This is a genomic window from Streptomyces sp. NPDC031426, assembly GCF_055581585.1.
Map to the genome: position 1 here is coordinate 309,631 of NZ_JBVIJE010000008.1, position 23,909 is coordinate 333,539.

The 23,909-nt window shown below is 69.6% G+C and carries 19 protein-coding genes and 7 pseudogenes; 17 read left to right on the forward strand and 9 right to left on the reverse strand.

The window, feature by feature from the left end:
* The first annotated feature begins 184 nt into the window (after positions 1 to 184).
* Together ACZ5NH_RS19235 and ACZ5NH_RS19240 are read left to right on the forward strand one after the other, a co-directional pair.
* Positions 185 to 541: a multicopper oxidase domain-containing protein gene (locus ACZ5NH_RS19235; protein ID WP_468776727.1), complete on the forward strand. Its 357-nt coding sequence runs from the start codon at positions 185 to 187 to the stop codon at positions 539 to 541.
* On the forward strand, positions 522 to 1,229 hold the full coding sequence (locus ACZ5NH_RS19240) for a cupredoxin domain-containing protein (protein WP_468776730.1): 708 nt from the start codon (positions 522 to 524) through the stop codon (positions 1,227 to 1,229). The genes ACZ5NH_RS19235 and ACZ5NH_RS19240 overlap by 20 nt, the downstream gene beginning before the upstream one ends.
* Before the next feature lie 124 nt (positions 1,230 to 1,353).
* On the opposite strand, the gene ACZ5NH_RS19245 is transcribed toward ACZ5NH_RS19240, so the two are convergent.
* Together ACZ5NH_RS19245 and ACZ5NH_RS19250 are read right to left on the reverse strand one after the other, a co-directional pair.
* On the reverse strand, positions 1,354 to 1,776 hold the full coding sequence (locus tag ACZ5NH_RS19245; RefSeq protein ID WP_468776733.1) for a pyridoxamine 5'-phosphate oxidase family protein: 423 nt from the start codon (positions 1,774 to 1,776) through the stop codon (positions 1,354 to 1,356).
* Between the two features lie 131 nt (positions 1,777 to 1,907).
* Positions 1,908 to 3,323, reverse strand: a complete 1,416-nt coding sequence (locus ACZ5NH_RS19250) for a flavin monoamine oxidase family protein (RefSeq protein ID WP_468776735.1) — start codon at positions 3,321 to 3,323, stop codon at positions 1,908 to 1,910.
* Positions 3,324 to 3,817: 494 nt separating this feature from the next.
* Here ACZ5NH_RS19250 and ACZ5NH_RS19255 point away from each other — a divergent pair, with 494 nt between their 5' ends.
* The 7 genes and pseudogenes from ACZ5NH_RS19255 to ACZ5NH_RS19285 all read left to right on the forward strand — a co-directional run bounded on the left by ACZ5NH_RS19255 (position 3,818) and on the right by ACZ5NH_RS19285 (position 12,257).
* On the forward strand, positions 3,818 to 4,357 hold the full coding sequence (locus ACZ5NH_RS19255) for a TetR/AcrR family transcriptional regulator (RefSeq protein WP_451553451.1): 540 nt from the start codon (positions 3,818 to 3,820) through the stop codon (positions 4,355 to 4,357).
* 130 nt (positions 4,358 to 4,487) lie between these two features.
* Entirely contained in the window at positions 4,488 to 5,915 is a 1,428-nt protein-coding gene (locus tag ACZ5NH_RS19260) for a protein kinase domain-containing protein (protein ID WP_468776738.1), read from the forward strand.
* Positions 5,916 to 6,013: 98 nt separating this feature from the next.
* A pseudogene (locus ACZ5NH_RS19265) lies at positions 6,014 to 7,026 on the forward strand (MFS transporter); the annotation flags it as partial.
* Positions 7,027 to 7,553 (forward strand): annotated as a pseudogene (gene narI / locus ACZ5NH_RS19270) (respiratory nitrate reductase subunit gamma).
* 487 nt (positions 7,554 to 8,040) lie between these two features.
* Positions 8,041 to 10,425 carry a phosphoketolase family protein gene (locus tag ACZ5NH_RS19275; protein ID WP_468776741.1) on the forward strand — a complete coding sequence of 795 codons (2,385 nt, stop codon included), beginning with the start codon at positions 8,041 to 8,043 and terminating at the stop codon, positions 10,423 to 10,425.
* 441 nt (positions 10,426 to 10,866) lie between these two features.
* Entirely contained in the window at positions 10,867 to 11,166 is a 300-nt protein-coding gene (locus ACZ5NH_RS19280; RefSeq protein WP_468776744.1) for an SHOCT domain-containing protein, read from the forward strand.
* Between the two features lie 173 nt (positions 11,167 to 11,339).
* Positions 11,340 to 12,257 (forward strand): DUF1918 domain-containing protein, encoded by a 918-nt coding sequence (locus tag ACZ5NH_RS19285; RefSeq protein WP_468776747.1) that lies wholly within the window; start codon positions 11,340 to 11,342, stop codon positions 12,255 to 12,257.
* A gap of 23 nt (positions 12,258 to 12,280) precedes the next feature.
* Here the strand turns inward: ACZ5NH_RS19285 and ACZ5NH_RS19290 are convergent.
* From ACZ5NH_RS19290 to ACZ5NH_RS19300, 3 genes and pseudogenes are all read right to left on the reverse strand, one after another.
* A pseudogene (locus ACZ5NH_RS19290) lies at positions 12,281 to 12,957 on the reverse strand (CBS domain-containing protein).
* 1 nt (position 12,958) lies between these two features.
* Complete coding sequence (locus ACZ5NH_RS19295) at positions 12,959 to 13,318, reverse strand: hypothetical protein (RefSeq protein ID WP_468776749.1); 360 nt, start codon at positions 13,316 to 13,318, stop codon at positions 12,959 to 12,961.
* 121 nt (positions 13,319 to 13,439) lie between these two features.
* A complete protein-coding gene (locus tag ACZ5NH_RS19300; protein WP_468776752.1) occupies positions 13,440 to 15,908 on the reverse strand; it encodes a SpoIIE family protein phosphatase in 2,469 nt (822 codons plus the stop codon).
* 215 nt (positions 15,909 to 16,123) lie between these two features.
* Here ACZ5NH_RS19300 and ACZ5NH_RS19305 point away from each other — a divergent pair, with 215 nt between their 5' ends.
* Complete coding sequence (locus ACZ5NH_RS19305) at positions 16,124 to 16,465, forward strand: TetR/AcrR family transcriptional regulator (protein ID WP_468776754.1); 342 nt, start codon at positions 16,124 to 16,126, stop codon at positions 16,463 to 16,465.
* Positions 16,466 to 16,631: 166 nt separating this feature from the next.
* Here ACZ5NH_RS19305 and ACZ5NH_RS19310 read toward each other — a convergent pair.
* The 4 genes and pseudogenes from ACZ5NH_RS19310 to ACZ5NH_RS19325 form a co-directional block, all read right to left on the reverse strand.
* A pseudogene (locus ACZ5NH_RS19310) lies at positions 16,632 to 16,998 on the reverse strand (FAD-dependent oxidoreductase); the annotation flags it as partial.
* Positions 16,983 to 17,153, reverse strand: a complete 171-nt coding sequence (locus tag ACZ5NH_RS19315; protein WP_468776943.1) for a ferredoxin — start codon at positions 17,151 to 17,153, stop codon at positions 16,983 to 16,985. The pseudogene ACZ5NH_RS19310 and the gene ACZ5NH_RS19315, both read right to left, overlap by 16 nt.
* A pseudogene (locus ACZ5NH_RS19320) lies at positions 17,119 to 17,406 on the reverse strand (glycoside hydrolase family 15 protein); the annotation flags it as partial. The pseudogene ACZ5NH_RS19320 and the gene ACZ5NH_RS19315, both read right to left, overlap by 35 nt.
* 261 nt (positions 17,407 to 17,667) lie before the next feature.
* The gene (locus ACZ5NH_RS19325) at positions 17,668 to 18,303 is read right to left on the reverse strand and encodes a TetR/AcrR family transcriptional regulator (RefSeq protein ID WP_468776756.1); all 636 of its coding nucleotides are present in this window, start codon (positions 18,301 to 18,303) and stop codon (positions 17,668 to 17,670) included.
* A 137-nt stretch (positions 18,304 to 18,440) separates the two neighbouring features.
* Here ACZ5NH_RS19325 and ACZ5NH_RS19330 point away from each other — a divergent pair, with 137 nt between their 5' ends.
* The 7 genes and pseudogenes from ACZ5NH_RS19330 (at position 18,441) to ACZ5NH_RS19360 (ending at position 23,812) form a co-directional block, all read left to right on the forward strand.
* On the forward strand, positions 18,441 to 19,586 hold the full coding sequence (locus ACZ5NH_RS19330; RefSeq protein ID WP_468776759.1) for a VOC family protein: 1,146 nt from the start codon (positions 18,441 to 18,443) through the stop codon (positions 19,584 to 19,586).
* Positions 19,583 to 20,521, forward strand: a complete 939-nt coding sequence (locus ACZ5NH_RS19335) for a fumarylacetoacetate hydrolase family protein (RefSeq protein WP_468776762.1) — start codon at positions 19,583 to 19,585, stop codon at positions 20,519 to 20,521. The genes ACZ5NH_RS19330 and ACZ5NH_RS19335 overlap by 4 nt, the downstream gene beginning before the upstream one ends.
* A pseudogene (gene mhpA, locus ACZ5NH_RS19340) lies at positions 20,518 to 22,141 on the forward strand (bifunctional 3-(3-hydroxy-phenyl)propionate/3-hydroxycinnamic acid hydroxylase MhpA). The gene ACZ5NH_RS19335 and the pseudogene mhpA overlap by 4 nt, the downstream one beginning before the upstream one ends.
* Before the next feature lie 197 nt (positions 22,142 to 22,338).
* Positions 22,339 to 22,533, forward strand: a complete 195-nt coding sequence (locus tag ACZ5NH_RS19345) for a hypothetical protein (protein ID WP_468776945.1) — start codon at positions 22,339 to 22,341, stop codon at positions 22,531 to 22,533.
* Positions 22,470 to 22,947, forward strand: a pseudogene (locus ACZ5NH_RS19350) (aldehyde dehydrogenase family protein); the annotation flags it as partial. The gene ACZ5NH_RS19345 and the pseudogene ACZ5NH_RS19350, both read left to right, overlap by 64 nt.
* A 66-nt stretch (positions 22,948 to 23,013) precedes the next feature.
* A complete protein-coding gene (locus ACZ5NH_RS19355; protein WP_468776960.1) occupies positions 23,014 to 23,160 on the forward strand; it encodes a hypothetical protein in 147 nt (48 codons plus the stop codon).
* Between the two features lie 109 nt (positions 23,161 to 23,269).
* Positions 23,270 to 23,812 (forward strand): DUF4232 domain-containing protein, encoded by a 543-nt coding sequence (locus ACZ5NH_RS19360; protein ID WP_468776764.1) that lies wholly within the window; start codon positions 23,270 to 23,272, stop codon positions 23,810 to 23,812.
* The last annotated feature ends 97 nt before the right edge of the window (positions 23,813 to 23,909 follow it).

A 23,909-nucleotide genomic window follows, 5' to 3' on the forward strand; every position in this document is an offset into this window, starting at 1 on the left:
AGGACCGCCCCGCCACGAGCGTTGTATAGAGCGCGCGGGGGCTGGCCAGGTGGGGAGGTCCGCCGGGTGGGTGTGGTTGCCGTGGTGCATGGGAGCGGAGGCTGGACGAGCCGTACCGGCCGCGCCTGGGCCGAAGCGCCCTCGCGCACCCGGCCGTTCGGCCCCCCTCGCTCCCGACCAGGCCATGCGCACCATCCAGCCCGGTCAGCGCCTGGTCTACCGCTTCCGGGCCGACAGGGCCGGTGCGTGGCTCTACCACTGCAGTGCGGCACCGATGCTGCAGCACATGGGCAACGGCATGTACGGCGCCGTCGTCATCGACCCTCCCGGCCTGAAGAAGGTCGACCACGAGTACGTGCTGGTTTCCTCCGAGCTCTACCTCGGCACCCCCGGCAGCACGGCCCAGGTGGCGAAGATGCGTCAGGACACCCCGGACGCCTGGGCGTTCAACGGCATTGCCGCCCAGTACACCAAGGCGACCGTTGACGCTGAAGGCGGGGGAGCGGGTCCGCTTGTGGGTGGTGGCCGCCGGACCGAGTGATGGCATCTCCTTCCACATCGTGGGCACCGTCTTCGACAACGTGTACAAGGAGGGTGCCTTGCTCAAGCCCGGCCAGGCGGGCGGTTCGCAGGTCCTGGACCTGTCTGTGGCCGAGGGCGGTTTCGTCGAGACGACGTTCCCGGCGGCCGGGCACTACTCCTTCGTCGATCACGACATGCGCCACGCGGAGGCGGGGCGATGGGCATGGTGGCGGCGGGCGCGGCCAGCCGTACGGTGGCCAGCAGGTCGGGCTCGCCGGGATCGGACCTGGATCACCGCCCCCGGCGCGAACGTGCCCTACGGCATCCCGCTCACCGCTCTCGGCCCACAGGACGCGGACGGACGGATACCGATGCGCGACTTCACCGGCCGACTGCCCCTACCGCACCTGCCGGACCAGCACTTCGAGCGCCACGCTCAGGTTGCCTTGCTGTGGACGGCCCACGACCGGCGAGAGGACTGGCTGCGGGCGGGCCAGGGCCTGGAGCACGTGCTGCTGACCGCCACCGCGCACGGGGTGCGCACCTCGATGCTGCATCAGGCGATGGAGTGGCCGGATCTCCGGGCGGCGGCCTGCCTGCCGCAGCGGTGCTGCTGCCCCCAGTTGCTGATCCGGTTCGGCTACGGACCGGACGGCGGCCGCACACCGCGTGCCTCCGCGCAGCCGGTCCGGCATCGCGTGGACTGAGCGGGTCGCCCCTACGGGAGTGGTTCCGCGCAGGTGACCAGAGTCTGCGCGTCGTGTGGAGGGGACTGCCGGCTGCGGTGGACGGGGGAGGAGCCGGGGCGCGGCCGCCCTGTGCTGCGCTGGGTCAGTCCGTGACGGGCGTGCCGACGAGCTCCCGCCCGGTAACCATCTCGGCCTCGATCCGCAGGAAGATCCAGTCCTGGGTAACCACCCAGGAGACCGGGCCGGTCCGGGAGAGGCGTTCGTGTTCGGCGGGATCGGTCACCGCGGTGGCCCGGCCGGTGACGACCACGCTCCAGCCCGAGTGCTCTTCGGCGTTGAAGTCATCCGCTTCGAAGGCGACCACGACTCCCTCCACCGCGCGGACCAGGTGGGACGTAGCCGAAGTGCGCACCAGGACCGAGGAGTCCGTGTCCAGGCCGAAGTTGACCGGGAGGACGGCGGGCAGCGCCCGCCGGGTGTAGACGATGCGGCCGACCGGCACCTTGGCCAGCAGACGCAGGCACTCCTGCCGGTCGAGTGTGCGGAAGCCGTCGTTGTGGGACACCGATCCACACTCTCTCACTCGGCCAAGGCCGTGATAGGGCCGGACGGCCCTCGTGGTCGTCTTCTGCCCGCCCTTGAAGCGAACTCACGGCGCGGGTGTCCGAGGGAGCCGCGTGGCCATGCGTGATGGGGTCAAAGGGCCCGCTCACGTGGGCCGGAGGGCCCCAGAACGACCTTCGCGGCGCGGATTCCCGAGAGGTAGGCGCCGTGGACGGTCTGATAGGAGGCGCGGTGCGTCGCCTCGCCGGCGAAGTGCACATACTTGTCAACGCTCGCGGCGAGATGGTCGCGCATGGCCGGCGTGGAGCCGATCTTGTTGTATGAGTACGAGCCTCGGGCGTAAGGGTCGGACGCCCAGCGGGTGATCTGGTAGTCGAAGGGGGCGGGGATGTCGCTGCCGAAGATGGTTTTCAGCGTTCCCATGGCGCTGTCGACGATCTGGGTGTCGCTCCAGCCTTCGATCGTGCGGCCGAAGTCGGCGGCGTTGAAGCCGAGCAGCACCGGCTTGCCGGTGGGGCGGGTGATGTTGATCCACTGTTCCCACCGACCGTACTCGTCCAGCTCCGGGATGTAGGTCATCCAGTCGGTGTCCGGCCAGAACACGGTGGGGAAGCGCAGGTAGCACTTGTTGAGCACGCCCATGCCGAGCTTGTCGATGGCGGTGCGCTTGTTCGCGGGCAGCCCGGGCCCAAACGTGACCGCGCCGCTCTGCAGCACGCCGAGCGGCAGCGTCACCACCACGTGGTCGGCGTCGAAGGTGTCCTTGTCGGTGGTGACGGTCACGCCGCTGGAGTCCCAGTCGATGTGCTTGACCACGTGCCCGGTGCGGATCGACAGCCCTCGTGCGAGCAGATCGGTGATCCGGTGGTAGCCGCCGGGGAAGAGCACGTCCTTGCCCTTGATGTCCGCGCCGCTGTCGAAGTACAGGGCCGACATCTGGTTCACGCTGCCCGAGTACTCGTGCTCGTAGTCGTTGAGCCCGAAGGAGGCCAGGGTCTTGTCGTTGGCGGACAGTGAGGACCAGTTCAGGGCGCGTTCCACGACGCTGCGTACCGAGGCGTCGTTGTCTGCGTTGTCCTGGTAGGCGGCGAGGGCGTCCTCCATTTTGGTCTGCCATCCCTTGAGCGCCTTCGCCTGGGCGCCGTCGACCTCGGTGCCGTCGGGAAGGTAGTCGGTGGAGCTGTCGGGGTTGGTCACGACCGTCCGTGCCTTGGCCTTCGCGGCCAGTGCGGCGATCGGGTTGTTGTCGATGCCGTGGATCCAGGAGGCACCGAGGTCGAGCGGCATGCCGGCCCATTTCTCGCTGGTCCAGATGCGGCCGCCGATCCGGTCCCGCGCCTCGAGGACCACTACGTCCTGACCGTGGTCGGCGAGGTGGCGGGCCGCGGCCAGACCGCTGATCCCTGCACCGACGACGATCACCTTGTCCCGGTCGGACGAGGACGGCGTGGAACCCGAGCTGAACGGGTTGACCCTGCAGGCGGCCAGAGAGGTGAGCGCGGCGCCAAGGCCCGCGCTCTGCAGGAAGCGTCGACGGTGCATGGTCATGGATACGCCTATCTGTGATCCGGCTGCTACAAGCATCGCGAGCAACACCCAGCCGCGCGCGGCGGGTTCTCCGAGGAAAGAGGCTGACCAGGCCTCGAGCGGCGGCGCCGCTCTTGCGTCAAGGCCGGTATGTGTCTGGTGCCCGGTCCGCACTGCCCGCTGCACGGACGTTGTCGAACCGCGTACGGGCGGTCATGTGCCGCTGACCGAGTTGTTGAAGCGTTGCTGGAACGGGGATGTGTCAGCGGTACCGCGCCTGTGCAGCGTCGCTGGCACACGGGGCGCGGCCGCCTTGGGCGCGGCTGACGCTCTGTCCGCCCTGCTGGAGGCCGTGAAGTCCCGCCTAGCGGGCGCGGCACCGAACTGTGGTGACCGCATGGCTGGTCGAGCCGCGGGACAGCAGAGGCACCCCCCTTCAGTACAATGCCGCTGACGCAACAGAGGATACATTGAGGCATCGATGCTTCAAAAGAGGCAATGAAGGAGGGTGTTACATGCGTACCCCCGCAGCGGAGGTACTGGAGTCGGCAACGGCGGTCCTCGCGAAGGACCGGGGGGCGTCGATGCAGGTCATCGCCGCCCGAGCAGGGATCAGCCGGGCCACCCTGCTTCGGTTGTTCCCCACCCGCCAGGTGCTGGTCCAGGCGATGGCGGAGAAGATCCTGGACGACTGCGACCGGGTTCTGACCCAGGCCGAAGCCGACACCGCGCCCATGGAGCAGGTGCTGGCCGCAGTGGTCACCGAGTACACGCCGTTCGCCCAGCTGTGGAACTTCGTCTACGTCGAACCCGAGGTCCTCGGCGTGCCCGAGGCCAGCGAGCGGGCCTCGACGATCTTCAAGCGGACCACCGCGCTCGTCGAACGCGGCCAGAACTCCGGGCTGCTGCGCACCGACATGCCGGCCACCTGGCTGGCCTCGACGTTCTGCGGCCTGGCCGAGACCGCCTGGGAGCTGACCCTCGAGGGTCACATGGGAGCCCGCCAGGCACCGGACTTCATCACAGCGATCCTGCTGCACGGCGCCACCGCCTGACTCAGCAGGCCTACGGCGAACAGCCACGCCAGTGCCTGCTCTGCGACCCGCCCGGCCGCCACGCCGGCGGTGACCGGCACGTCGACGTCACGCCGTAAGCTGCGCCGGCATCTTGATAACGGGAGGGTGAGTGGGGCAGGTATCAGTACTCGACGGCCGCTACGAACTGGTCGACAAGCTCGGCCACGGCGGCATGGGGACCGTCCACCGAGGAGTGGACCGACGGCTGCGCCGCACGGTCGCGGTGAAACTGCTCTCCCCGGCGCTGGCCCATGACCCGCAGGCGCGAGCCCGCTTCCGGCGCGAAGCCCACGCGGCCGCCGCGCTGAACCACCCGGCCGTGGCCACCATCCACGACGTCGGCGAAGAGCCGCACCCGGACGGGCCGCGCCCCTACCTCGTCATGGAGTACGTCCAGGGTCCCACCCTCGCCGACGTCCTGCGGGAGGGCCCGTTGCCCGTCGCGGACGCCGTCCACGCGGCATGCGCGGTCCTGGAGGCGCTGCGTCACAGCCACGAGTGCGGCATCGTGCACCGGGACATCAAACCCTCGAACATCATGCTCACCGGGCCCGGCACCGTGAAGGTCCTCGACTTCGGCATCGCCAAGGCGTTCACCGAGGGCGCCACACGGATCACCGTCAGCGGGGCGGCGATAGGCACACCCGCCTACCTCTCGCCCGAACAGATCAGCGGCGTGGAGGTCGATCACCGGGCCGACCTCTACGCGATGGGCTGCCTGCTGCACGAACTGCTGACCGGCCGGCCCCCGTTCCTCGGCGAATCGCCGTTCGCCGTCATGCATCACCACCTGTACACCGACCCCGAGCCCGTCACCCGGCTGCGGCCCCAGATACCGCCCGCCGTGGAAATCGCGATCCTGCGCGCACTGCGCAAAGACCCGGCGGAACGATTCGCCGACGCGCGGCAGATGCACGCAGCCCTCACCGACGCCCTGGCACAAGCCGCAATGCCGACAGCCCAGGCCACCACTCCACCGCCCCCAGCCACGCAGCACGGCGGCCAAGCCATCCTCCAGGGCAAGCCCCGTGTCTCACTGCGTCCTTCCACCGACAGGGCGATCGCTCTGCTCGGATGCCTGCTGTCACTCCTGTGCGCACATGGCCAACTGGTCGACACCGCCCACTTCGGCCGGATCGCCATCGCGGCCGGCGTGCTGGGCATGGCGGCGCTGCCCTGGTCGACACGCGTGTCATGCGCGCTGGGATGGGGACCGGTCGCCGAGGCCATGGCTGTCAACTCCGAACTCCGCCGAACCGAACTCGGGTTGCACAGCTCCTCCATAGCCATCGCTGCCCTGCTGGCCCTCACCGCCGCCTGCTGCCTCGTCAGCGCGGTACGCAGCCAGCAGCGCAGCGGCTCACTGGTCGCCTTCTGGCTCAGCGCCACCGCATCGGTCTGGTACTTCCTCGATGACCTGCACAAGCTCTTCGTCTTCTACCTGCTGCTGTCGCTGGTGGCCATGGCCACCGCATCGTGGGAGATGGCCGAACGCGTGCGGCGCCGGGCCAAGGGCAGGCGGGCAGCGCCGGAATAGACGGCGGTCCATCGCTGCCGGGGTCTACAGCGCGGCGAGATGGTCGACCAGGTCATCGAGGCCGAGCGACCCCAGGGAGAGCGCCTTCATGTGCCAGGTTCCCGATCGTCTCGGCGGCAACCATCGTGCCCGTGCTCTACCTGGGCCTGGCCGGGCACTCCTCCCTGGCCGCCCTGCTGGCCGGTGAGTTCTTCCTCGGCATCGGCGGTACCGCGTTCGCCGTCGGTGTCCCCTTCGTCAACGCCTGGTTCCCGCCCGAGCGGCGTGGTCTGGCCATCGGTATCTTCGGTGCCGGTATGGGAGGCACCGCCATCAGCGCGCTGACCACGGTCAAGCTGGTCAAGGCGCACAGCATGTCCACCCCGTTCCTGATCACCGTCGTGGTCCTGGGCGTCTACGCTCTGATCGCCGCGATGCTGCTGCGTGACGCGCCCGGCCGTACCGTGCCCACCGAGCCGCTGGCCCGCCGCGGCTGGGTGCCACTCTGAAGCTCGGGATCACCTGGCAGGCGTCCGCGCTGTACGAGGTCGCGTTCGGCGGCTACGTCGCCTTCTCCGTGTACCTGCCCACCTACCTCAAGACCGGTTACGGCCTGACCCAGGCGGACGCGGCGAACCGCATGGCCGGGTTCGTGCTCCTCGCGGTGGCGATGCGCCCGGTCGGGGGCTGGCTGTCCGACCGGCTGGGCCCGGTCCGGGTGCTGGCCGCGGCGCTGTCCGTGGTCGTGGCGGGGGCGGTCGTGCAGTCGTTCACTCCGGACCCGGCGCCGGTGGGAACCATCGCCTTCCTGGCCATGGCCGCCGCGCTCGGGGCGGGCAGCGGTGCGACCTTCGCCCTGGTGGCCCTGCGGACTCCGGCCGGCAAGGTCGGCTCGGTCACCGGCGTGGTCGGCGCCGCCGGAGGACTTGGTGGCTTCCTGCCGCCGCTGGTGATGGGCTCGCTGTACGGCGAGTACGGGACGTACGCGGCCGGTCTCGCCCTGCTCGCCGTGGTGGCCGCCGCCGCGCTGGTCTACACCCTCACCGGTGTCCGCACTGCAGCCGAAGGCAGCGAGCGCAAGCAGGGCACCGGCCGCCCGCGGGGGCACCGCACCGCACGCACCGCGGCGTAGGTGAGGGGCCACATCGGCGGCCTGGTCATCCCCAAGAGCTGGACAGAGGCGGCAGGGATCAGCGAGCACACGTACCACATGGGCGCGGTCGTCCTGGGCACGATCACGGGCATCGCCACGCTGGGCGGGCTGCCACTCTGATCTACCGGCGCCGCACCGTCGGCCCGGTCTTCTCCGCCACCACCCGCAACGACAAGGCCATGTACGTCTCCCTCACGCTGACGATCGTGCTCGGACTGGCCGCCACGGTTGCGGTCAACCTCCTCGGCGGCGGCTACGACTACCGGGAGACCATCTCCATCTGGTTCCGTTCGGTCTTCTACCTCCAGCCCAAGCCCGACCGGATGACCGGTGCCCCCATCCTCTTCCAGCTCCACGCGATCAGCGCGATGCTGCTCTTCGCGGCCTGGCCCTTCACCCGCCTCGTCCACATGCTCACCGCGCCGATCGGCTACCTCACCCGCCCCTACATCGTCTATCGGAGCCGCGACACCCAGCTCGGTGCTCGCCCTCCCCGCCGCGGCTGAGAGCGTGTGGGCTGACCAATGCGTGCAGGCATTCCGCCGAAGGCTTGTGACCTCAGCGCCTGTCAGGGACCGAGTTCCGCTCCAACACTTCCTTCATCCGCTGGTGGCGCGCGAAGTCACGCCCCAGCGGCGGCCTGTGGACGCGTTGCACGAGTATGGACCAGATACCGGCCCACACCCCGACGACGACCGGTATCAACAGCCAGACCAGTGCTCCCACGGGCGCGCCTCCTTCGGGTCGTGTGTGCGGACGCCTTTCCGGCCTCCCGTGGGGTAAACGGGGTGAGTCCTGGCCTTCTGGCTCAGCGGGGCGTGTTCGTGACGAAGGGCTCCGGACTCCTTTCGACGGATGCTCCGATCGGCCCACTGCGCGGCAGGTGTGGCCCGAACGGCCCTGTCGAGTACCCGGCGTGGCGGCAGAAAGTGGGGCGTACAGGCCGGCATGTACGGCACCCGGAGCCCTGCCCCGACTCGGAAAGGATCCCCGATGCCCGTCGACACGCAGCAGGCGCCCGCCCAGCTGGAGGAGGACGAGCTGAGGTCGCTGGACGCCCACTGGCGCGCCGCGAACTATCTGTCCGTCGGCCAGATCTACCTCATGGCAAACCCACTGCTCACCGAGCCTCTGCGTCCCGAGCACGTCAAACCGCGGCTGCTGGGTCACTGGGGTACGTCGCCCGGCCTGAACCTGGTGCACACCCACCTCAACCGCGTCATCAAGGCCCGCGAGCTGGACGCCCTGTGCATCTGGGGGCCGGGTCACGGTGGTCCGGCCGTGCTGGCCAACTCCTGGCTGGAGGGCTCGTACACCGAGACGTATCCGGACATCACGCGCGACGCGCCCGGCATGGAGCGGCTGTTCAGGCAGTTCTCCTTCCCTGGCGGGGTGCCCAGCCACGTCGCACCGGAGACGCCGGGCTCGATCCACGAGGGCGGCGAGCTCGGCTACTCGCTCTCCCACGCCTACGGCGCCGCCCTCGACAACCCGGGCCTGCTGGTCGCCTGCGTCATCGGCGACGGTGAGGCGGAGACCGGGCCGCTGGCCGCATCCTGGCACTCCAACAAGTTCCTCGACCCGGTCGACGACGGCGCGGTCCTGCCGATCCTGCACCTCAACGGCTACAAGATCGCCAACCCGACCGTGCTGTCCCGCCTGCCCGAGCACGAGCTCGACGACCTGCTGCGCGGCTACGGACACGCCCCCATCCACGTCACCGGCGACGACCCGATGGCCGTCCACCGGGCGATGGCCGCCGCGATGGACGACGCACTGGAGCGCATCGCGGCCATCCAGAGCAGTGCCCGTGAGGATGGGGTCGGGGAGCGGCCGCACTGGCCGGTGATCGTGCTGCGCACCCCCAAGGGCTGGACCGGTCCGGCGGAGGTCGACGGCCTTCCCGTGGAGGGCACTTGGCGCGCCCACCAGGTGCCGCTCGCCGCCGTGCGCGACAACCCCGAGCATCTGCGGCAACTGGAGCAGTGGCTGCGCTCCTACCGGCCGGAGGAGCTGTTCGACGAGCACGGCGCCCCTCACGCCGACGTGCTCACATGCATCCCCGAGGGCAAGCGGCGACTGGGCGCCAACCCCCACGCCAACGGCGGCCTGCTGCTGCGCGAGCTGCCCCTGCCGCCCCTGGAGAGGTACGCCGTCGAGGTCGACAAGCCTGGTGCGACCCTGCACGAACCCACCCGTGTTCTCGGCGACATGCTCCAGGACGTCATGCACGCCACGAGCGGGCGGCGCGACTTCCGCCTCGTCGGCCCCGACGAGACCGCCTCCAACCGCCTCCAGGCGGTCTACGAGGCCAGCGGCAAGGCCTGGCAAGCCCAGGTGCTCCAAGTGGACGAGCACCTCGAACGTCACGGCCGCGTGATGGAGATCCTCTCCGAACACACCTGCCAGGGCTGGCTGGAGGGATATCTCCTCACCGGCCGGCACGGACTGTTCTCCTGCTACGAGGCGTTCGTCCACATCGTCGACTCCATGGCCAACCAGCACATCAAATGGCTCCGCACCACCCGACGCCTCCCCTGGCGCGCCCCCATCGCCTCCCTCAACTACCTGCTCACCTCACACGTGTGGCGCCAGGACCACAACGGCTTCTCCCACCAGGACCCCGGCTTCGTCGACCACATCCTCAACAAGAGCCCCGAGGCCGTGCGGGTCTACTTCCCGCCGGACGCCAACACGCTGCTGTCCGTGGCCGACCACGCCCTGCGCAGCAAGGACTACGTCAACGTGATCGTGGCGGGCAAGCAGCCTTGCTTCGATTGGCTCTCCATGGAGGATGCGAAGGTCCACTGCGGACGCGGCGCCGGCATCTGGGAGTGGGCTGGCACGGAGGACGGCTCGCGTGAACCGGATGTGGTGCTGGCGTGCGCGGGCGACGTGCCGACCCAGGAGGTGCTGGCCGCCGCGCAGTTGCTGCGCCGGCACCTGCCCGAGCTGGCCGTGCGGGTGGTCAACGTCGTCGACATCGCTCGGCTGCTCCCGAGTGAGGAACACCCGCACGGGATGAGCGACTTCGAGTACGACGGACTGTTCACCGCCGACAAGCCGGTCCTCTTCGCCTACCACGGCTACCCGTGGCTGATCCACCGCCTCACCTACCGCCGCACCGGCCACAAGCACCTGCATGTACGCGGCTACAAGGAGATCGGCACCACCACCACGCCGTTCGACATGGTGGTCCGCAACGACCTCGACCGCTACCGCCTGGTCATGGACGTCATCGACCGCGTCCCCGACCTCGCAGTCCGCGCGGCGGCCGTACGCCAGCGCATGGAGGACGCCCGCCAGCGCCACCACCCCTGGATCCGCGAGCACGGCATGGACCTGCCCGAGGTCGCCGACTGGAGGTGGGATGGCTGACCAGCCGTCTTCCGTCTCAGACGCCCCGGCCGCCCGACAGGGCAGCCGGGGCGTGCCGGCGTCCAGCACGCCCTGCAAACGTTCCTGCGCCCGGGCGAGCGCGTTGAGCTGCTCTGTGACGCGCCCCGGCTCGGCGTCCACGCGCAGGTGCAGTCGGGGTGGGAGCGGCTGTTGGTCCGGCTTCATGGCGCGCCCCTTCGTGATGGAGCGGGCAGCCCGGTCGTCACGGTGCTGCAGATTTCACGATTAGGGCTGGTCATCGCCCTTCGCCGGAAGGGCCTGAGCTGCCGGACCGACTCGTTCCGAGCAGGGCTCGGTGGTCCTTGTAGCAGGGCCGTCCGGCCCGTCGCACGCACGCCCGGCGGCGAGTGACGATGGATGCCGAGAGAGCTGCCGCCGCGACCGTCGTGCCGCGGACGACCTGGGAAGGCGAGGCAGAAAATGATGTTCTGGTATGGCCACGGCATGAACGGCTGGGGCTGGTTCATGATGTCGCTCAGCACGCTGCTGTTCTGGGCGTTGTTCCTCACAGTCGGCGTCCTGCTCTTCCGGGCTCTGGCCCGTCCCACCCCTCCCGGCGGAGGCCACAGCTCCTGGCAGAAGACGACTTCGGGCAGCGGCCCTGAACAGATCCTCGCCGAGCGGTACGCGCGCGGCGAGATCGACGACGAGGAATACCACCGCCGTCTGGCCACCCTCCGTGGATCACCCACGGACGCGGCCAAGCCCGCGGCCCCGTAGCCGATCGCCCCACGGCGGTTGGAACTCACAGAAGCGGTAAGCCCTCGCCCCATCTTCGCGGCTGTGGTCCCGAGACCGGCCCATTCGGCCAATCGAGTGCCGGACCACATGCGGCGGCACACCGCTCATGACACGTTGGACTACGAAATCACCCTTGAGGAGACGTGGCGATCATGCGAGCTGAACTCGGCGATCAACTCGTCATCGAGAGTCCGAAGACGGGCACCACCCGGCGTGACGGAGAAATCGTCGGACTGCACCATGCGGACGGAACACCGCCGTACGACGTGCGTTGGTCGGACACACACGAGGTGACGCTGGTGTTCCCCGGGCCCGACGCGCACGTCCGGCATCTTGGGCATGGGCAGGGGAGTACGAACGAGCCTTCCGGGCGGATCGCTGTGGAGAGGGGAGGCCCGTCCGGCAGCACTCCACGGGAGACGGGAGCAAACCCGGGCGACATCGGCCGGCGTGTGGCTGCCGAGCGCGAGCGACAGGGCTTGAGCAGGGAAGAGACTGCCCGCCGTGCTGCGATGGCTCCGGACTACCTCGCGTACCTGGAAGAACGCCAGGCCGATCCGAGCCTGGCGACACTGATCCGGCTCGCCTCGGCTCTTGGTACCAGCGTCGCAGCCCTGCGCGGGGGCGGTGTCGATCTGCCGCCGGGCCAGGGACACGCCCTCCTGCACCCCGAGCTTCGGGATCTCAGCGCCGACGAATGCCGCGCTCTGCTCTCCACGCACGGTGTGGGGCGCGTAGCGGTGTCGACCCCCGACGGTCCGGCGGTCGTCCCGGTGAACTACGAGGTCATCGATGACGCGATCGTCTACCGGACGATGCCCGACTCGGTGCCTGCGGCGGCTGTGGGCGCGGAGGTCGCCTTCGAGGTCGACCATGTGGACGAGGTGATGAGCCAGGGCTGGAGCGTTCTCGTCGTCGGTCCCGCGCGAGTCGTCACGGAGCACGACGTCGTGCGACGGCCGGCCGAGCAGGTCCACACCGAGCCGTGGGCGGGCGGCAAGCGTGAGATGTGGGTGTCGATCCAGCCCAAGCGGCTCACAGGCCGCCGCATCAGGCCGGCCGACCAGTGAGAGGCCGCCCATCCACACACCCGTCACCGCGTGCTCTCTGGTCCAGCAGGTGTGGCGGGGCGGCCGGTCAGTTGCGCCTCGACATCGACCACGCCCTCCACAGCACGGGCGAGACGCGTGGCAACCGAGATGAGCGAGGTGTCGCGGAGCTCTCCGCGGAGGGTGACGACTCCCTCGTGCACGTGCACATGGATCGTGTGACTGAGGGCGGGGAACAGGCAGGACACCACGGTGCGGCGGACCTCTTCCGCGATGTCCTCGTCCGACCGCAGGAACACTTTCAGCAGATCGCCCGGCTGACGACGCCCCGCAGCATGCCCGCGTCATCGACCACAGGCAGCCTCTTGACGTGGCGCACGGCCATGATCCGGGCTGCCTGAGCCAAGGTGGCCCCGGGGTGCACCGTGACCGCAGGGGCGCTCATGAGCTCTGCTGCGGTCACCGCCCTCGCCTTGGCGAGTTCGCACTGGCGCCCGAGTTGGTCACTGAGACCCGAGGCGCTGTCACGGAACTGCTCCTTGGGCAGTAGATCGGCCTCGGAGACCACACCGATGACGCGTCTCTCGCCATCCAGGACCGGCAGTGCACTGACCTTCCATTGCTCCATGGTCCGGACGATCTCCTTGAAGGGTGTGTCGCGACCGACAGCCACGACCGTCAGGGTCATCACATCGCTCACGAGGCGCGGAGTCTCGGCCATCTCAGACCTCCTCCACTCGCCTCATCACAGCACCGGGCCTGCGCTCTGTACAGGACGGCACTTCGCCTTGCTCCCGGCGCCGCAGCCGTACCTGGCCGGAGGTCGGCCCATCCGCGACGCTGCGCACCTCGCCCGGGAGTCCGGCCACCAGCTCCGGCACCGGGCGGCCGCAGACCTCTTCGGCGGCGAATCCCGTCAGGTCCCTGGCCGTTCCGGTCCACCGCAGCGCCGCGCCCCGATCATCGGGCACGGCGGCTGTGACGCCGTCGAACACGTGCGGTGTGCCGACGGGGCCCGTAGGGAAAAGGCGTCCTGTCTTTCGGTGGTTGCCTTCGGAGGCGTCGAAAGCTTCGTGGCTCATCTCTCATTCGCACTTTCCTTGTCGGGGCTGCGGTGACGGGGGGAGGCGCCATGCCCATGTAGCTCTGTTCAGTGGCTCAGTGATCACGGCTTGGTGGGCTCGTAAGGCCGAGCCCCGCTCCTCACCGGGCAACGGCCTTGGGGAGCAGATCCTGTTCGGCCCAGACGACCTTGCCGTCCGTCGCGGAGCGGGAGCCCCACCTGCGGGACAGCCGCGCGACCAGATAGAGGCCGCGGCCGTTCTCGTCGAGGGTGCGGGGTTGGCGGGGACGTGGGTGGCCGGTGTTGGTGTCGAAGACCTCGCAGGTCAGGACCTGGTGCTGGATGAGCCGCAGGCGGCTCGGGCCGTCGCCGTGGTGGATCGCGTTGGTGACCAGTTCACTGATGATCTGCTCCACCGGGCTCACGAGATGCTCCAGTCCCCATTGCCTGAGCTGATGGGTGGCCAGGTGCCGGGCAGTGGAGACGGCGGCCGGTTCGTTCGGCAGTTCCCAGGAGGCGATCTGGGTCGGTTCGAGTGCACGAGTGCGCGCCAGGAGCAAGGTGACGTCGTCGGGCTGTGCCTGGGTCGGCAGGGTCTCGATCACCTGTGAGCAGAGGTCTTGGAGCGATGAACCGGGGTGTGTCAGGGCAGCGCCCAGGCGGTTCATGCCGACGTCGAGGTCGTGGTCCCGGGACTCGACCAGGCCGTCGGAGTAGAGCGCGAGCAGACTTCCCTCGGGCAGTTGGACTTCCACGGCTTCGAAGGGCACGAGCCCGAGGCCGAGGCCGAGGGGGGTTCCGGCGGGCAGGTCGGGTATGGTGACCCGGCCCGTCGGGTCGACGATCAGGGGCGGTGGGTGTCCTGCCCGGGCTATGGTGCACCGCCGGGTGACAGGGTCGTAGACGGCGTAGAGACAGGTGGCGCCCACCACCTCGGGGACCTCGTCGGAGACGTCATCGTCTTCGTCGTTCAGCCGCCGGACCGTGTCGTCGAGGTGCGCCAGCAGTTCGTCGGGGGGCAGGTCCAGGTCCGCGAGTGTGCGCACGGCGGTGCGGAGCCGGCCCATGGTCGCCGCGGCTTTGATGCCGTGTCCGACCACGTCACCGACGACGAGGGCGACCCGCGCACCGGACAGCTCGATCACGTCGAACCAGTCTCCTCCCACGCCATGAGCCATGTCGGCCGGCACGTAGTGCGAGGCGACCTCGACCGCGACCCCGCCTCGCACCCGGTGGGGGAGGAGGTCGCGTTGCAGCGTGAGGGCGGCGGAGCGTTCGCGCGCGTACCGGAGCGCGTTGTCCAGACTGAGCGCGGCCCGGGTGACGAGTTCCTCGGCTAGGAGCAGGTCGTCCTCCTGGAAGGGTGCCTGTTCCCCGGAGCGGCCGAACAGCGCCAGTCCCAGCACGCAGCGTCGCGCGCGGATGGGTACGACCATCAAGGAATGGACGCCGCTGTCACGCACCTTCTGCGCCCGCGCCGGGTCGTGGTGGACCCACGGGCCGAGATGGGCCTCCATGTCCAGCACCGGTACCAGGTGGGACCTTCCCGTGCGCAGCACGTCGGCGAAGGGCGAGGCAGGGTGGACGTGGATCAACTCCTCGCGCACCCAGGGAAGTTCCAGGACACCCAGCTCGACAGAGGCCAGACCGGCACGGCGCAGCGCAGGAGGGCGGCCGTTCCCCGTGCCGATCCGTGCCGAGGGCTCCAGGGCGAACGGAACCGACTCCACAAGGTCGACGAGGGCATGGTCGGCCAGCAGGGGCACGGTAAGGTCGGCCAGTTCCTGCCCGGTCTGCATGACGTCGAGGGTGCTGCCGATGCGCGTGCCGGCTTCGCTGAGGATGGCAAGGCGCTCGCGTGCCCGTCGGTTGCCCGTGACGTCCACGCTGATGGAGCACACCCCCATTGGCTCGCCCTCCGCGTCCTGGAGGCAGAAGAAGGAGGCCGAGAACACGTGCTCCCGGCGCCGAGCGGTCGGCGGCCACGCCCGGTACTCGTGGACCATGGTGGTGCCGCTTTCCAGCACCTGCTGCATCACCACCTCAAGCGCTTCGGCCTCGAAACCGGGCAGCGAATCCTTCAGGCGGGAACCGAACCGTCGGTCATGGGGAACGCCGTCGTAGAGCTCCATGGCGTCGTTCACCCAGGTGCAGCGCAGCTGCGGGTCCCGGACGACGATGCCGATCGGCGTGTGGGCAAGGAGCGATTCCCGCAACGGCCCATGGGCTGTCCCCGAGGACAGGGTGCCGATGTCGGTCACGGACACCAGCCACCGAGTGTCGGCGTCCTGTCCCCGCAGCAGCGAGACACGCAGAGTCATCTTGAGCACGTGACCGTCGCGGTGGCGGACGGCCACGGGCCCGGACCAGCCGCCCCGGGCCCGGCACTGCTCGCCGTGCACCGAAGCGCGCACGCCATCCTCGGCCGACGCCAACACCTGTGCGGCGGACCGGCCCACCACCTCGCGGGCTGAGTACCCCACGAGCTGCTCGGCGGCCTGCGTCCATCCGACCACCGTGCCGATGGCATCGATCATCGCTATGGCAGCGTCGGGTGTCTCCCGGGTCCTCACCTGCTCGGCGAGCGGCGTGTGGTCAATGTTCGTCATGTGGTTCCTCCGTCGGAGACCTCGTTGCCGGCCGAGCGGGCCGGCGACGTGACATGTCCGTTTCGGGCTATTTGCCCACTTGTGATGAAATAATCAGACATAAGGAGTCGCTCGTCAAGGGTTGCTCAGTAGTGATGAGTCGATCAGTTGCGCTAGGTCGAGGGAGTGCGATGATGAATTCATCAGAACTGCCGGAGTTATCGCGCCGCATTCAGATGGCAGCCTCACTCACGAACCGATTCGAACGCCGTCGGGCTGAGACCCGGCAGGCACTCGTCCGCACAGCGCGGGAGATCCTGGCCGAATCCGGCGACACCGTCAGCATTCGGGCCATCGCCGAGCGCGCGGACGTCGGCTTCGGCTCCTTCTACGACCACTTCACGTGCAAGCCGGACCTGTTCGCCGCGGCCGTGGCCGATGCGCTGGAGGAGTACGGCCGGGCCATCGACGCACGCCTGCACGGCGTCGCCGATCCCGCCGAGCGCCTCGCCGGCGGCTTGCGGCTCAGTGCGCGCCTGGCCGACTCGTCCTGTGTCACAGCGAGCTCGGCCGCATAGGCACCGGCCATGGACTGGAGCAGGGTATGACGTCGGGCCGCTTCGCCGTGGTCGATCCGGTCGTCGCGCTGACGGTGCTCAACGGCAACCGCCTGGGGGCGCGGTTGCCCGAGGCCAGTACCAGGATGAGGGAGCGTCGGCGTGCGGGATGCGCTCACGCATGTGGAGCTACTTGCTCCGGGTGGGCGAGGGGCGGGGGGCGGGTTTCGGTGGCGATCAGCAGCCGGTCGTACGGCAGCGACTCGCTGTCTTCCAGCAGCACCCGTTTGGCCAGCAGGTCCACACCGTGGCGCGGTCGCCCAGTCGCCACTCGGCCTCGGGGTCGCGGCGCGTAGGCAGCTCGGTGGTGTCCGCCGTCGCCTGCCCGAGCAGCCTGCTGGGACAGCGGCGGCCGGTCGTAGGCGCTCGGGGTTCGTCCCCGACCACGGTCAGTGAGCCGGTGAGCCTTCGTCGCGCAGTGCCTCCGCGGCCCGCAGCCCGGCCAGTGACGCTCCGACGATGACGATCCTGCACCCCTTCAGGTCATCGGGCACCGCTTGACCTGGTCGTCGGGTACGGCCGTGGCGTACAGCAGGCCTTCCTCGCCGTGCAGCTCGAACACGTCCGGAGTGAGGAACACGCACTGGGCGTAGCCCTGACAGCGAGTGAGACTTGTGCGGTTGGGTGCCGTAGCCGAACCGGGGGGCAACCCGGGCCCGGAACCGGATCCTCCCGCGGACACAGACCACCCGCCGGATCAGCCTGTGGCGGTCGACCTCGGCAGCATCCCCCACCGGCATGAAATCCTGGATCTCCCCCAGCCCGTCCTCGGTGAAGAACCGGGTGATCAGGGCATTCGAGTCGATGGTCCCGTCGGTGCCCACGAGGGCAGCTGTGCGCAGATCGCCGATCAGGCCGTGATCAGCGATCGCGAGATACCGGCGGACGTCTCCTGTGCGGATGCTCCGGACATCGCAGCAGTCTCCCTCCTCCCTCCACTGCGATCCTCCCTTGTCGCAGCGGCATCACCGCGGCCCCCTCACGCCCTTGCCCGCCCCCTCATAGGAGCAAGCCATGACCACGCATTCCGTGAACGATCTACGTCCCATCCGGTCTCCGCGCGGGATCCCGATCCTTGGCAACACGCCGCAGATCCCCGACACCAACCCGGGCGTACATCGCCGACGACCAGGGATTCCATAGGCACCGTGCCTGCTGAACCGTCAGTCGAGGTCGGGCAGTGGGCGCCGGGTGACCTCACGGGCGTCGTCCGCGGGGACGCCGAGCATGCGCAAGACCATCGCGGCCAGGTCTGATGCGGCCTCGTCGCCGTCGACGTCGGGGCGGGCCAGCCGTAGCGCCACGAGGGACATCAGGGTGCCCCCCACGGCGGACAGGGCGGTGGTTGCGTTGGCGCAGTCGAAACGGCCCGAGGCGATGCCGATCTCCAGGTCGCGCAGCGCTCGCGGGGCCAGACCGCGGTCGGAGTGGATGTAGGCCAGACCACGGTCACGCAGGATCCGAGTGAGCTCGGGGTGGGAGTCCGCCATCCTGGCGGTGAGCCTGAATCCGGCGGCGACCAGCTCGGCCGGGTCGTGGATCCCTTCTAGCCGCTCGTCGATGAGCTGACCGAACTCCTCCAGAGCGTCGGTCACCGCGGCGTCGAACAGCTCCGTCTTGGACTCGAAGTGGTTGTAGAAGGAGCCGAAGCCCACATCCGCGCGCTCGGCGATGGCCTGGATGCTGGCGCTGGTGTCCCCGGTCTCAGCGAGGATCTGTCGGGCCGCACGGACGAGCGCCTGACGGGTTTCGGCACGGCGCCGCTCGAAGCGGTTCTTGGGCGGGGCTGACGTCGGCATACGGCGAGTGTAACCACCGTCGCGATGAGTGTGCCATTACTGATGAGATCCTCAATTATTTGGCCGCATCATATTAACGACGAGTGCTGGCAAAGTTGATGATTTCCTCATTACAGCAGTGTTGCTTGGAGGACACCATGTCCCACATCTCCGTTGACAGGGCTGATCCGCTGACGCCCCACCAAGACCTCCACAGCGAGCAGGGGGCCCTTCGCGGCGAACACCCCGGGCGGTCCCACAACCCCGTGATCAAGGTGGCGGACCTGGCCTGGCTGGAGTTCGAGAAGCCGGACCTGGACCGGGCCGAGATCTTCGCGCGTGACTTCGGGTTCACGGTCGCCGCGCGCACCAGGGAGGCGCTGTGGCTGCGCGGCACGTTCGCGGGCCCACCCTGCATGGTCATCCGACGCGGCAGTGCGTCCCGGTTCATCGGGCCGGCGTTCCGTGCGGCCGAGCCGGCCGATCTCGACCGGCTGGCCCACGCCACCGGCAGTACCGTCAGGGACATCAATGTTCCGGGCGGCGGGCAGTCGGTCGCCCTGCTCGATCCCGCGGGCCTCCCGGTCCGGGTCGTGCACTGCGCCGACCAACTGCCCGCGCTGCCCGAGCAGCCCCCGCTGCTCCTCAACACGGGCGGGCGACAGCGCCGTACGAACGCCACCCAGCGTCCGCCCCGCGAACCCTCCCGTATCCAGCGCCTCGGCCATGTGGTGCTGGAGACGCGGGCCTTCATCCGCACCCTGGACTGGTACCTGGACACGCTCGGCCTCATCGTGTCCGATTTCCTGTTCCTGGACGGGCAGCGCGAGCGCGGGCCGACGATGGCGTTCATCCGTTGCGACCAGGGCAGTGTGGCCGTCGATCACCACACGCTGGCCCTTCATCTGGGGCCGGGCACCGGCTATGTCCACTCCGCCTACCAGGTGACCGACCTGGACTCGATCGCCGCCGGCGGCGAGTACCTGGCCGAGCGCGGCTACAAGCGCAGCTGGGGCATCGGCCGGCACATCCAGGGCAGCCAGCTCTTCGACTACTGGCGCGACCCCGACCACTTCATGCTGGAGCACTTCGCCGACGGCGACCTGTTCTCCTGCGACCTCGAGCCCGGCTGGGCGCCGATGTCGGCGAGCGGCCTGGCCCAGTGGGGCCCGCCCGTCACCCGCGACTTCCTGGGCGCCAACCCGTCTCCTGCCAAGCTGCGCGAGGTCATGACGGCCCTGCGCGACGACAACGAACTCGACCCCGCACGCCTGCTGGGCCTGATGAAAGCGATGAGCTCATGAGCACCAACGTGCTGCGCACCACCGACGGCTGGTGGGTCGTCCGGGACGAGCGCGCCATCCGGATCGAGACCAAGGCGGTCACCACCGCCGAACTGCTCGCCGACCGGGCCGCCGTCCGGGAGGCCGCCGCCTCCGGCGAGCGCGGCACGCCCGTCGCCGACCTGGTGGCGCTGCCTCCGGTCACCACCCCCTGCCGGGTGGTCGCCCAGATGGTCAACTACCGCAGTCACGCACGGGACTCGGGCTTCTCCGGCGACATCCCGCCCACCTTCTTCCGCAAGGCGTCCGGCTCGGTCAGCGGCCCCCGTGACACGATCGTCCGCCCGGCCCACGTGAAGTTCCTCGACTACGAGGTGGAACTCGGCCTCGTCATGGGCGCGACCCTGCCCGTCGGCACCGTCGTCGAAGAGCAGGACCTGTTCCGCTACGTCGCCGGGCTGGTCCTGACCAACGACGTCAGCGCCCGTGACGTCCAGCTGACCAAGACCCAGTTCTACGAGAGCAAGTCCTACCCGACCTTCACGCCGGCCGGTCCGTACCTGGCCCTGCTGGAACCCGAGGACTTCGCCCATCTGCTGAACCTGCGGCTGCGGCTGTCCGTGAACGGCGTACCGCGCCAGGACCGCACCCTCGCCGACATGATCGTGCGACCCGCGCAGGCCCTCACCCTGCTCGCCCGCTTCCAGACGCTCGACCCGGGTGACCTGCTGCTGACCGGTACTCCGGGCGGCACGGCCCTGAAGGCCCCGCCGAAGCCGGTCGCGAAGATCAGCGCGCTACTGCCTCCCGCGGTGAGGTGGAAGGCGTTCTTCAAGGGCCAGGCCCAAAACCCCCTGTACCTGCGCGACGGTGACCTCGTCACCGCCACGATCGCCACCCCCGACGGGCGGATCGACCTCGGCGAGCAGCGGACCGCTGTGGCGGACGCGAGGTGAGCGCCGCGGCCCGGAGACCGGTGGTGATCATCGGTGCTGGACCGGTGGGCGTCACGGCCGCCCTCCTACTCGCCCGGCATGGGGTGCGCAGCCTGGTCCTCGAACGCCACCGGGACATCTACCCTTTGCCGCGCGCCGTCGTCGTTGACGACGAGATCCGCCGGATCCTGCAGAGCGTCGGTGTCCACGAGGAGTTCGCCGCCCCTCGCCCGACCGTCGCGCGGGCTCCGGCTGCTCGACACCCGGCGCCGCGTCATCACCGAGTTCCCGCGATCCTTGCACGGGCACCACGGTTACCCGCAGACCAGCATGTTCGACCAGCCCGAGCTGGAACGCCTGCTGCGCGACGCCCTGGCGCGCCGCTCCGAGTGCGAGCTGTGGGGCGGGGTGGAGGTCGTGTCCGTCACCCCGCCCACCGACGGTACGGCTCCGGTGCGGGTGACCTTCCGCCGCGACGGAAGCGGCGAGGAGGAGCACGTGTGGGCCGATGCAGTCCTGGGCTGCGACGGCGCGGGCAGCGTCACCCGCCAAGCCATCGGCGCCAGCTGGGAGGACCTGCACTTCGAGGAGAGCTGGCGGGTCATCGACGTACGCACCAGCCTCCCGGTACGCACCTGGGAAGGCGCGGAGCAGATCTGCTGCCCCACCCGGCCGGCCACGTTCATGCGCGTCGGCGATGACCGCTACCGATGGGAGTTCCGGCTGGCCGACGGCGAGCGCCTGGACGGCCCTGAGGGGCAGGAACGCCTGCGCGAGCTGGTCGCCCCGTGGGTGGACCTGCCGTCCGGTGCCTCGCCGGGCGACGACTTCGAGGTGATCCGGCAGGCGCAGTACACCTTCCGGGCTCGACTCGCCGACCGGTGGCGCCGGGGGCGCGTCTTCCTGCTGGGCGACGCCGCACACCTCACCCCGCCCTTCGTCGGACAAGGCCTGTGCTCGGGCCTGCGCGATGCCCACAACCTCACCTGGAAACTGGCCCGGGTACTTCAACAGGGCGCAAGCGACGGCCTGCTGGACACATACGAGAGCGAACGCAAGCCGCACGCCCGTCACCTGATCCGTGTCGCGGTCGCCGTCGGCTGGGCCATGACCGGGGGACAGGACCGCGGAGCGGCGTTCCGCCGAGCTGTGGTGGGCAAGGCGTGTCGCGTCCCCGGTGTGACCGCGGCGGTGAGCCGTGACCTCAGCCCCGCCCTGGCCGCCGGTCCACTCGTCCGGCGCCGCCCCCGGCTGACGGGCCGCATGCTGCCAGGCACCTTCTGCCCTCAGCCCTGGGTACGACACGACGGCAGGCGAGTGCGCCTGGACGACGTCCTCGGGGACTCCTTCGCCGTCCTGACCGCTGTGCCGCCGACACCACGGATGACGGCCATGGCCTCCGCACTGGGCGCACCCGCGATCCACGTGGGCGACCTGGGGGACGACGGCACCCTGGCCGCGTGGCTCGCACGCGGCAGATCGGACGCCGTCCTGCTGCGCCCCGACCGCGTCGTGATGGACACCGTCCCGGCCGGCACCGGTGACTTCACGGGCACCGCCACCTGGGCCCCACTGCTGCACACGGCCCGCCGCACCGCCGAAGCCCGGCCCGACCCCCTGCCGAGGAGCACCGCACGATGACCACCCCGCCCCTCGCGCCGTACCCGGATCCCTTCCTCACCCCCGGCCCGGAGACGACCGCCCGCAGCCGCATCGCGGACTTCGCCCGCTGGGCCGTCCGGCACCGGTAGGCCCTGGGCGGCGAAGACCCCACCGACTACACCTGGCGCACCACGCCCGCCCCGCGCCGCGGCGAACTCGTTTGCCGCCTCGGCGAGTTGCTCCGCGAGCACAAGGGCGACCCGGCCGACCTCGTCACCATCGAGGCGGGCAAGATCCGCTCCGAGGCGACCTGGACCTCGCGGTCCCGGCCATCGTCTTCGCTGCGGCCGGCACCGCGGGCCAGCGCTGCACCACACTGCGCCGCCTCATCGTCCACCGTGACATCGCCGACACCCTCATCGAGCGGCTGACCGCCGCCTACACCAAGCTCCCCATCGGCAGTCCGTTCGACGACACCACGCTCGTCGGCCCGCTCATCTCCGCCTCGGCGCTCGACGCCATGCACGACGCCCTGACCCGGGTCCAGGCCCAGGGCGGCAAGATCCTGGTCGGCGGAAACCGGCGCCTCGCCGAGGCCGCACCCGCGGCGGCCTACACGGAGCCCGTCCTCGTCCGCGTCCCCGAACAAACCGACGTCGTACGGGAGGAGACCTTCGCACCGATCCTGTCCGTCCTCCTACGACACCCTCGACGAGGCGATCGCCCTGCACAACGGCGTCCCCCAAGGCCTGTCGTCCAGCATCTCCACCCGCGACCAGCAGGAGGCGGAGATCTTCCTGTCCTCCGCCGACTCCGACTGCGGCATCGCCAACGTCAACATCGGCACCTCCGGTGCCGAGAAGGACACCGGCGGCGGCCGGGAGTCCGGCTCGGACGCCTGGAAGTCCTACATGCCCTCGGCCACCAACACCATCAACTACTCCGGCGAACTGAACCTCGCCCAGGGCATCAGCTTCCTCTGCGGAGGCCCCTCGAAACCCGGTGCTGGTTCGGTGCTGACCTCCGAAGGCCGAACGCGGCAGACCACCAGGTCGTAGCAAAATCTCGCCGGTACACCGAACGTCCCCCGGGCATTGCACGTCTTCGGGTGCGCAGGCGCGCACTGACCTCGCGTGCCGATTCGTATTCGAGGGGACCCGAAACACTATGAAGACCAAGCTGACCGCCGTCGCCCTTGCGGTCGCCGCCGTCGCCGGTACTGCGGCCGCCGCCATCCCGGCCTCGGCCGCCCCCGCCAAGGCCGAGCCGACCCGCTGCCACACCGCCGACCTGAAGGCCGGCTTCGCCATGGGGGATGACGCGAAGCCGGAGATGAGGCAGACCGCGAAGCAGACCCAGGCGTACATCTGGTTCACCAACCGGAGCAAGCGCACCTGCACCCTCTCCGGCTTCGCCGGTGTCGACATGGTCGGCGCTCAGAAGACCGACGGCACCTGGTCGCTGGCGCGTTCCTCCGAGAAGCCCGAAAAGCTGACCCTGGGGCGGGGGGAGACGGTGGACTTCAGCATCACCCTGCTCCCGGTGGCCAAGTCCACGCCGCAGAAGGAGAAGTTCGTTCCGGCGAAGTTCCTGGTCACCCCGCCGAACGAGACGACGCACTTCACCCTGAAGTGGCCGTTCGGCGGCCAGATCCTCAAGCAGGACGGAGCCACCCACCCGGGTACCTACGTCAACCCGGTCGGCCTGTAACCAACTGGACGGCCTCTGAGCTTCCCTTCAGCCTCGCTGGTGGCCACCGGACTCCCGGAATGAGTTGTAGCCCCCGGGTGGTGCGGTGGCCACGTCC

What these genes read in the sequence shown, in the direction of transcription:
- ACZ5NH_RS19305 (WP_468776754.1), top strand. Translation starts at nt 16,124, where the DNA reads ATGGCAGCCTCACTCACGAACCGATTCGAACGCCGTCGGGCTGAGACC.
- ACZ5NH_RS19360 (WP_468776764.1), top strand. Translation starts at nt 23,270, where the DNA reads ATGAAGACCAAGCTGACCGCCGTCGCCCTTGCGGTCGCCGCCGTCGCC.
- ACZ5NH_RS19295 (WP_468776749.1), bottom strand. Translation starts at nt 13,318, where the DNA reads ATGAGCCACGAAGCTTTCGACGCCTCCGAAGGCAACCACCGAAAGACA.
- ACZ5NH_RS19300 (WP_468776752.1), bottom strand. Translation starts at nt 15,908, where the DNA reads ATGACGAACATTGACCACACGCCGCTCGCCGAGCAGGTGAGGACCCGG.
- ACZ5NH_RS19235 (WP_468776727.1), top strand. Translation starts at nt 185, where the DNA reads ATGCGCACCATCCAGCCCGGTCAGCGCCTGGTCTACCGCTTCCGGGCC.
- ACZ5NH_RS19325 (WP_468776756.1), bottom strand. Translation starts at nt 18,303, where the DNA reads ATGCCGACGTCAGCCCCGCCCAAGAACCGCTTCGAGCGGCGCCGTGCC.
- ACZ5NH_RS19335 (WP_468776762.1), top strand. Translation starts at nt 19,583, where the DNA reads ATGAGCACCAACGTGCTGCGCACCACCGACGGCTGGTGGGTCGTCCGG.
- ACZ5NH_RS19280 (WP_468776744.1), top strand. Translation starts at nt 10,867, where the DNA reads ATGATGTTCTGGTATGGCCACGGCATGAACGGCTGGGGCTGGTTCATG.
- ACZ5NH_RS19275 (WP_468776741.1), top strand. Translation starts at nt 8,041, where the DNA reads ATGCCCGTCGACACGCAGCAGGCGCCCGCCCAGCTGGAGGAGGACGAG.
- ACZ5NH_RS19285 (WP_468776747.1), top strand. Translation starts at nt 11,340, where the DNA reads ATGCGAGCTGAACTCGGCGATCAACTCGTCATCGAGAGTCCGAAGACG.
- ACZ5NH_RS19355 (WP_468776960.1), top strand. Translation starts at nt 23,014, where the DNA reads ATGCCCTCGGCCACCAACACCATCAACTACTCCGGCGAACTGAACCTC.
- ACZ5NH_RS19255 (WP_451553451.1), top strand. Translation starts at nt 3,818, where the DNA reads ATGCGTACCCCCGCAGCGGAGGTACTGGAGTCGGCAACGGCGGTCCTC.
- ACZ5NH_RS19250 (WP_468776735.1), bottom strand. Translation starts at nt 3,323, where the DNA reads ATGACCATGCACCGTCGACGCTTCCTGCAGAGCGCGGGCCTTGGCGCC.
- ACZ5NH_RS19330 (WP_468776759.1), top strand. Translation starts at nt 18,441, where the DNA reads ATGTCCCACATCTCCGTTGACAGGGCTGATCCGCTGACGCCCCACCAA.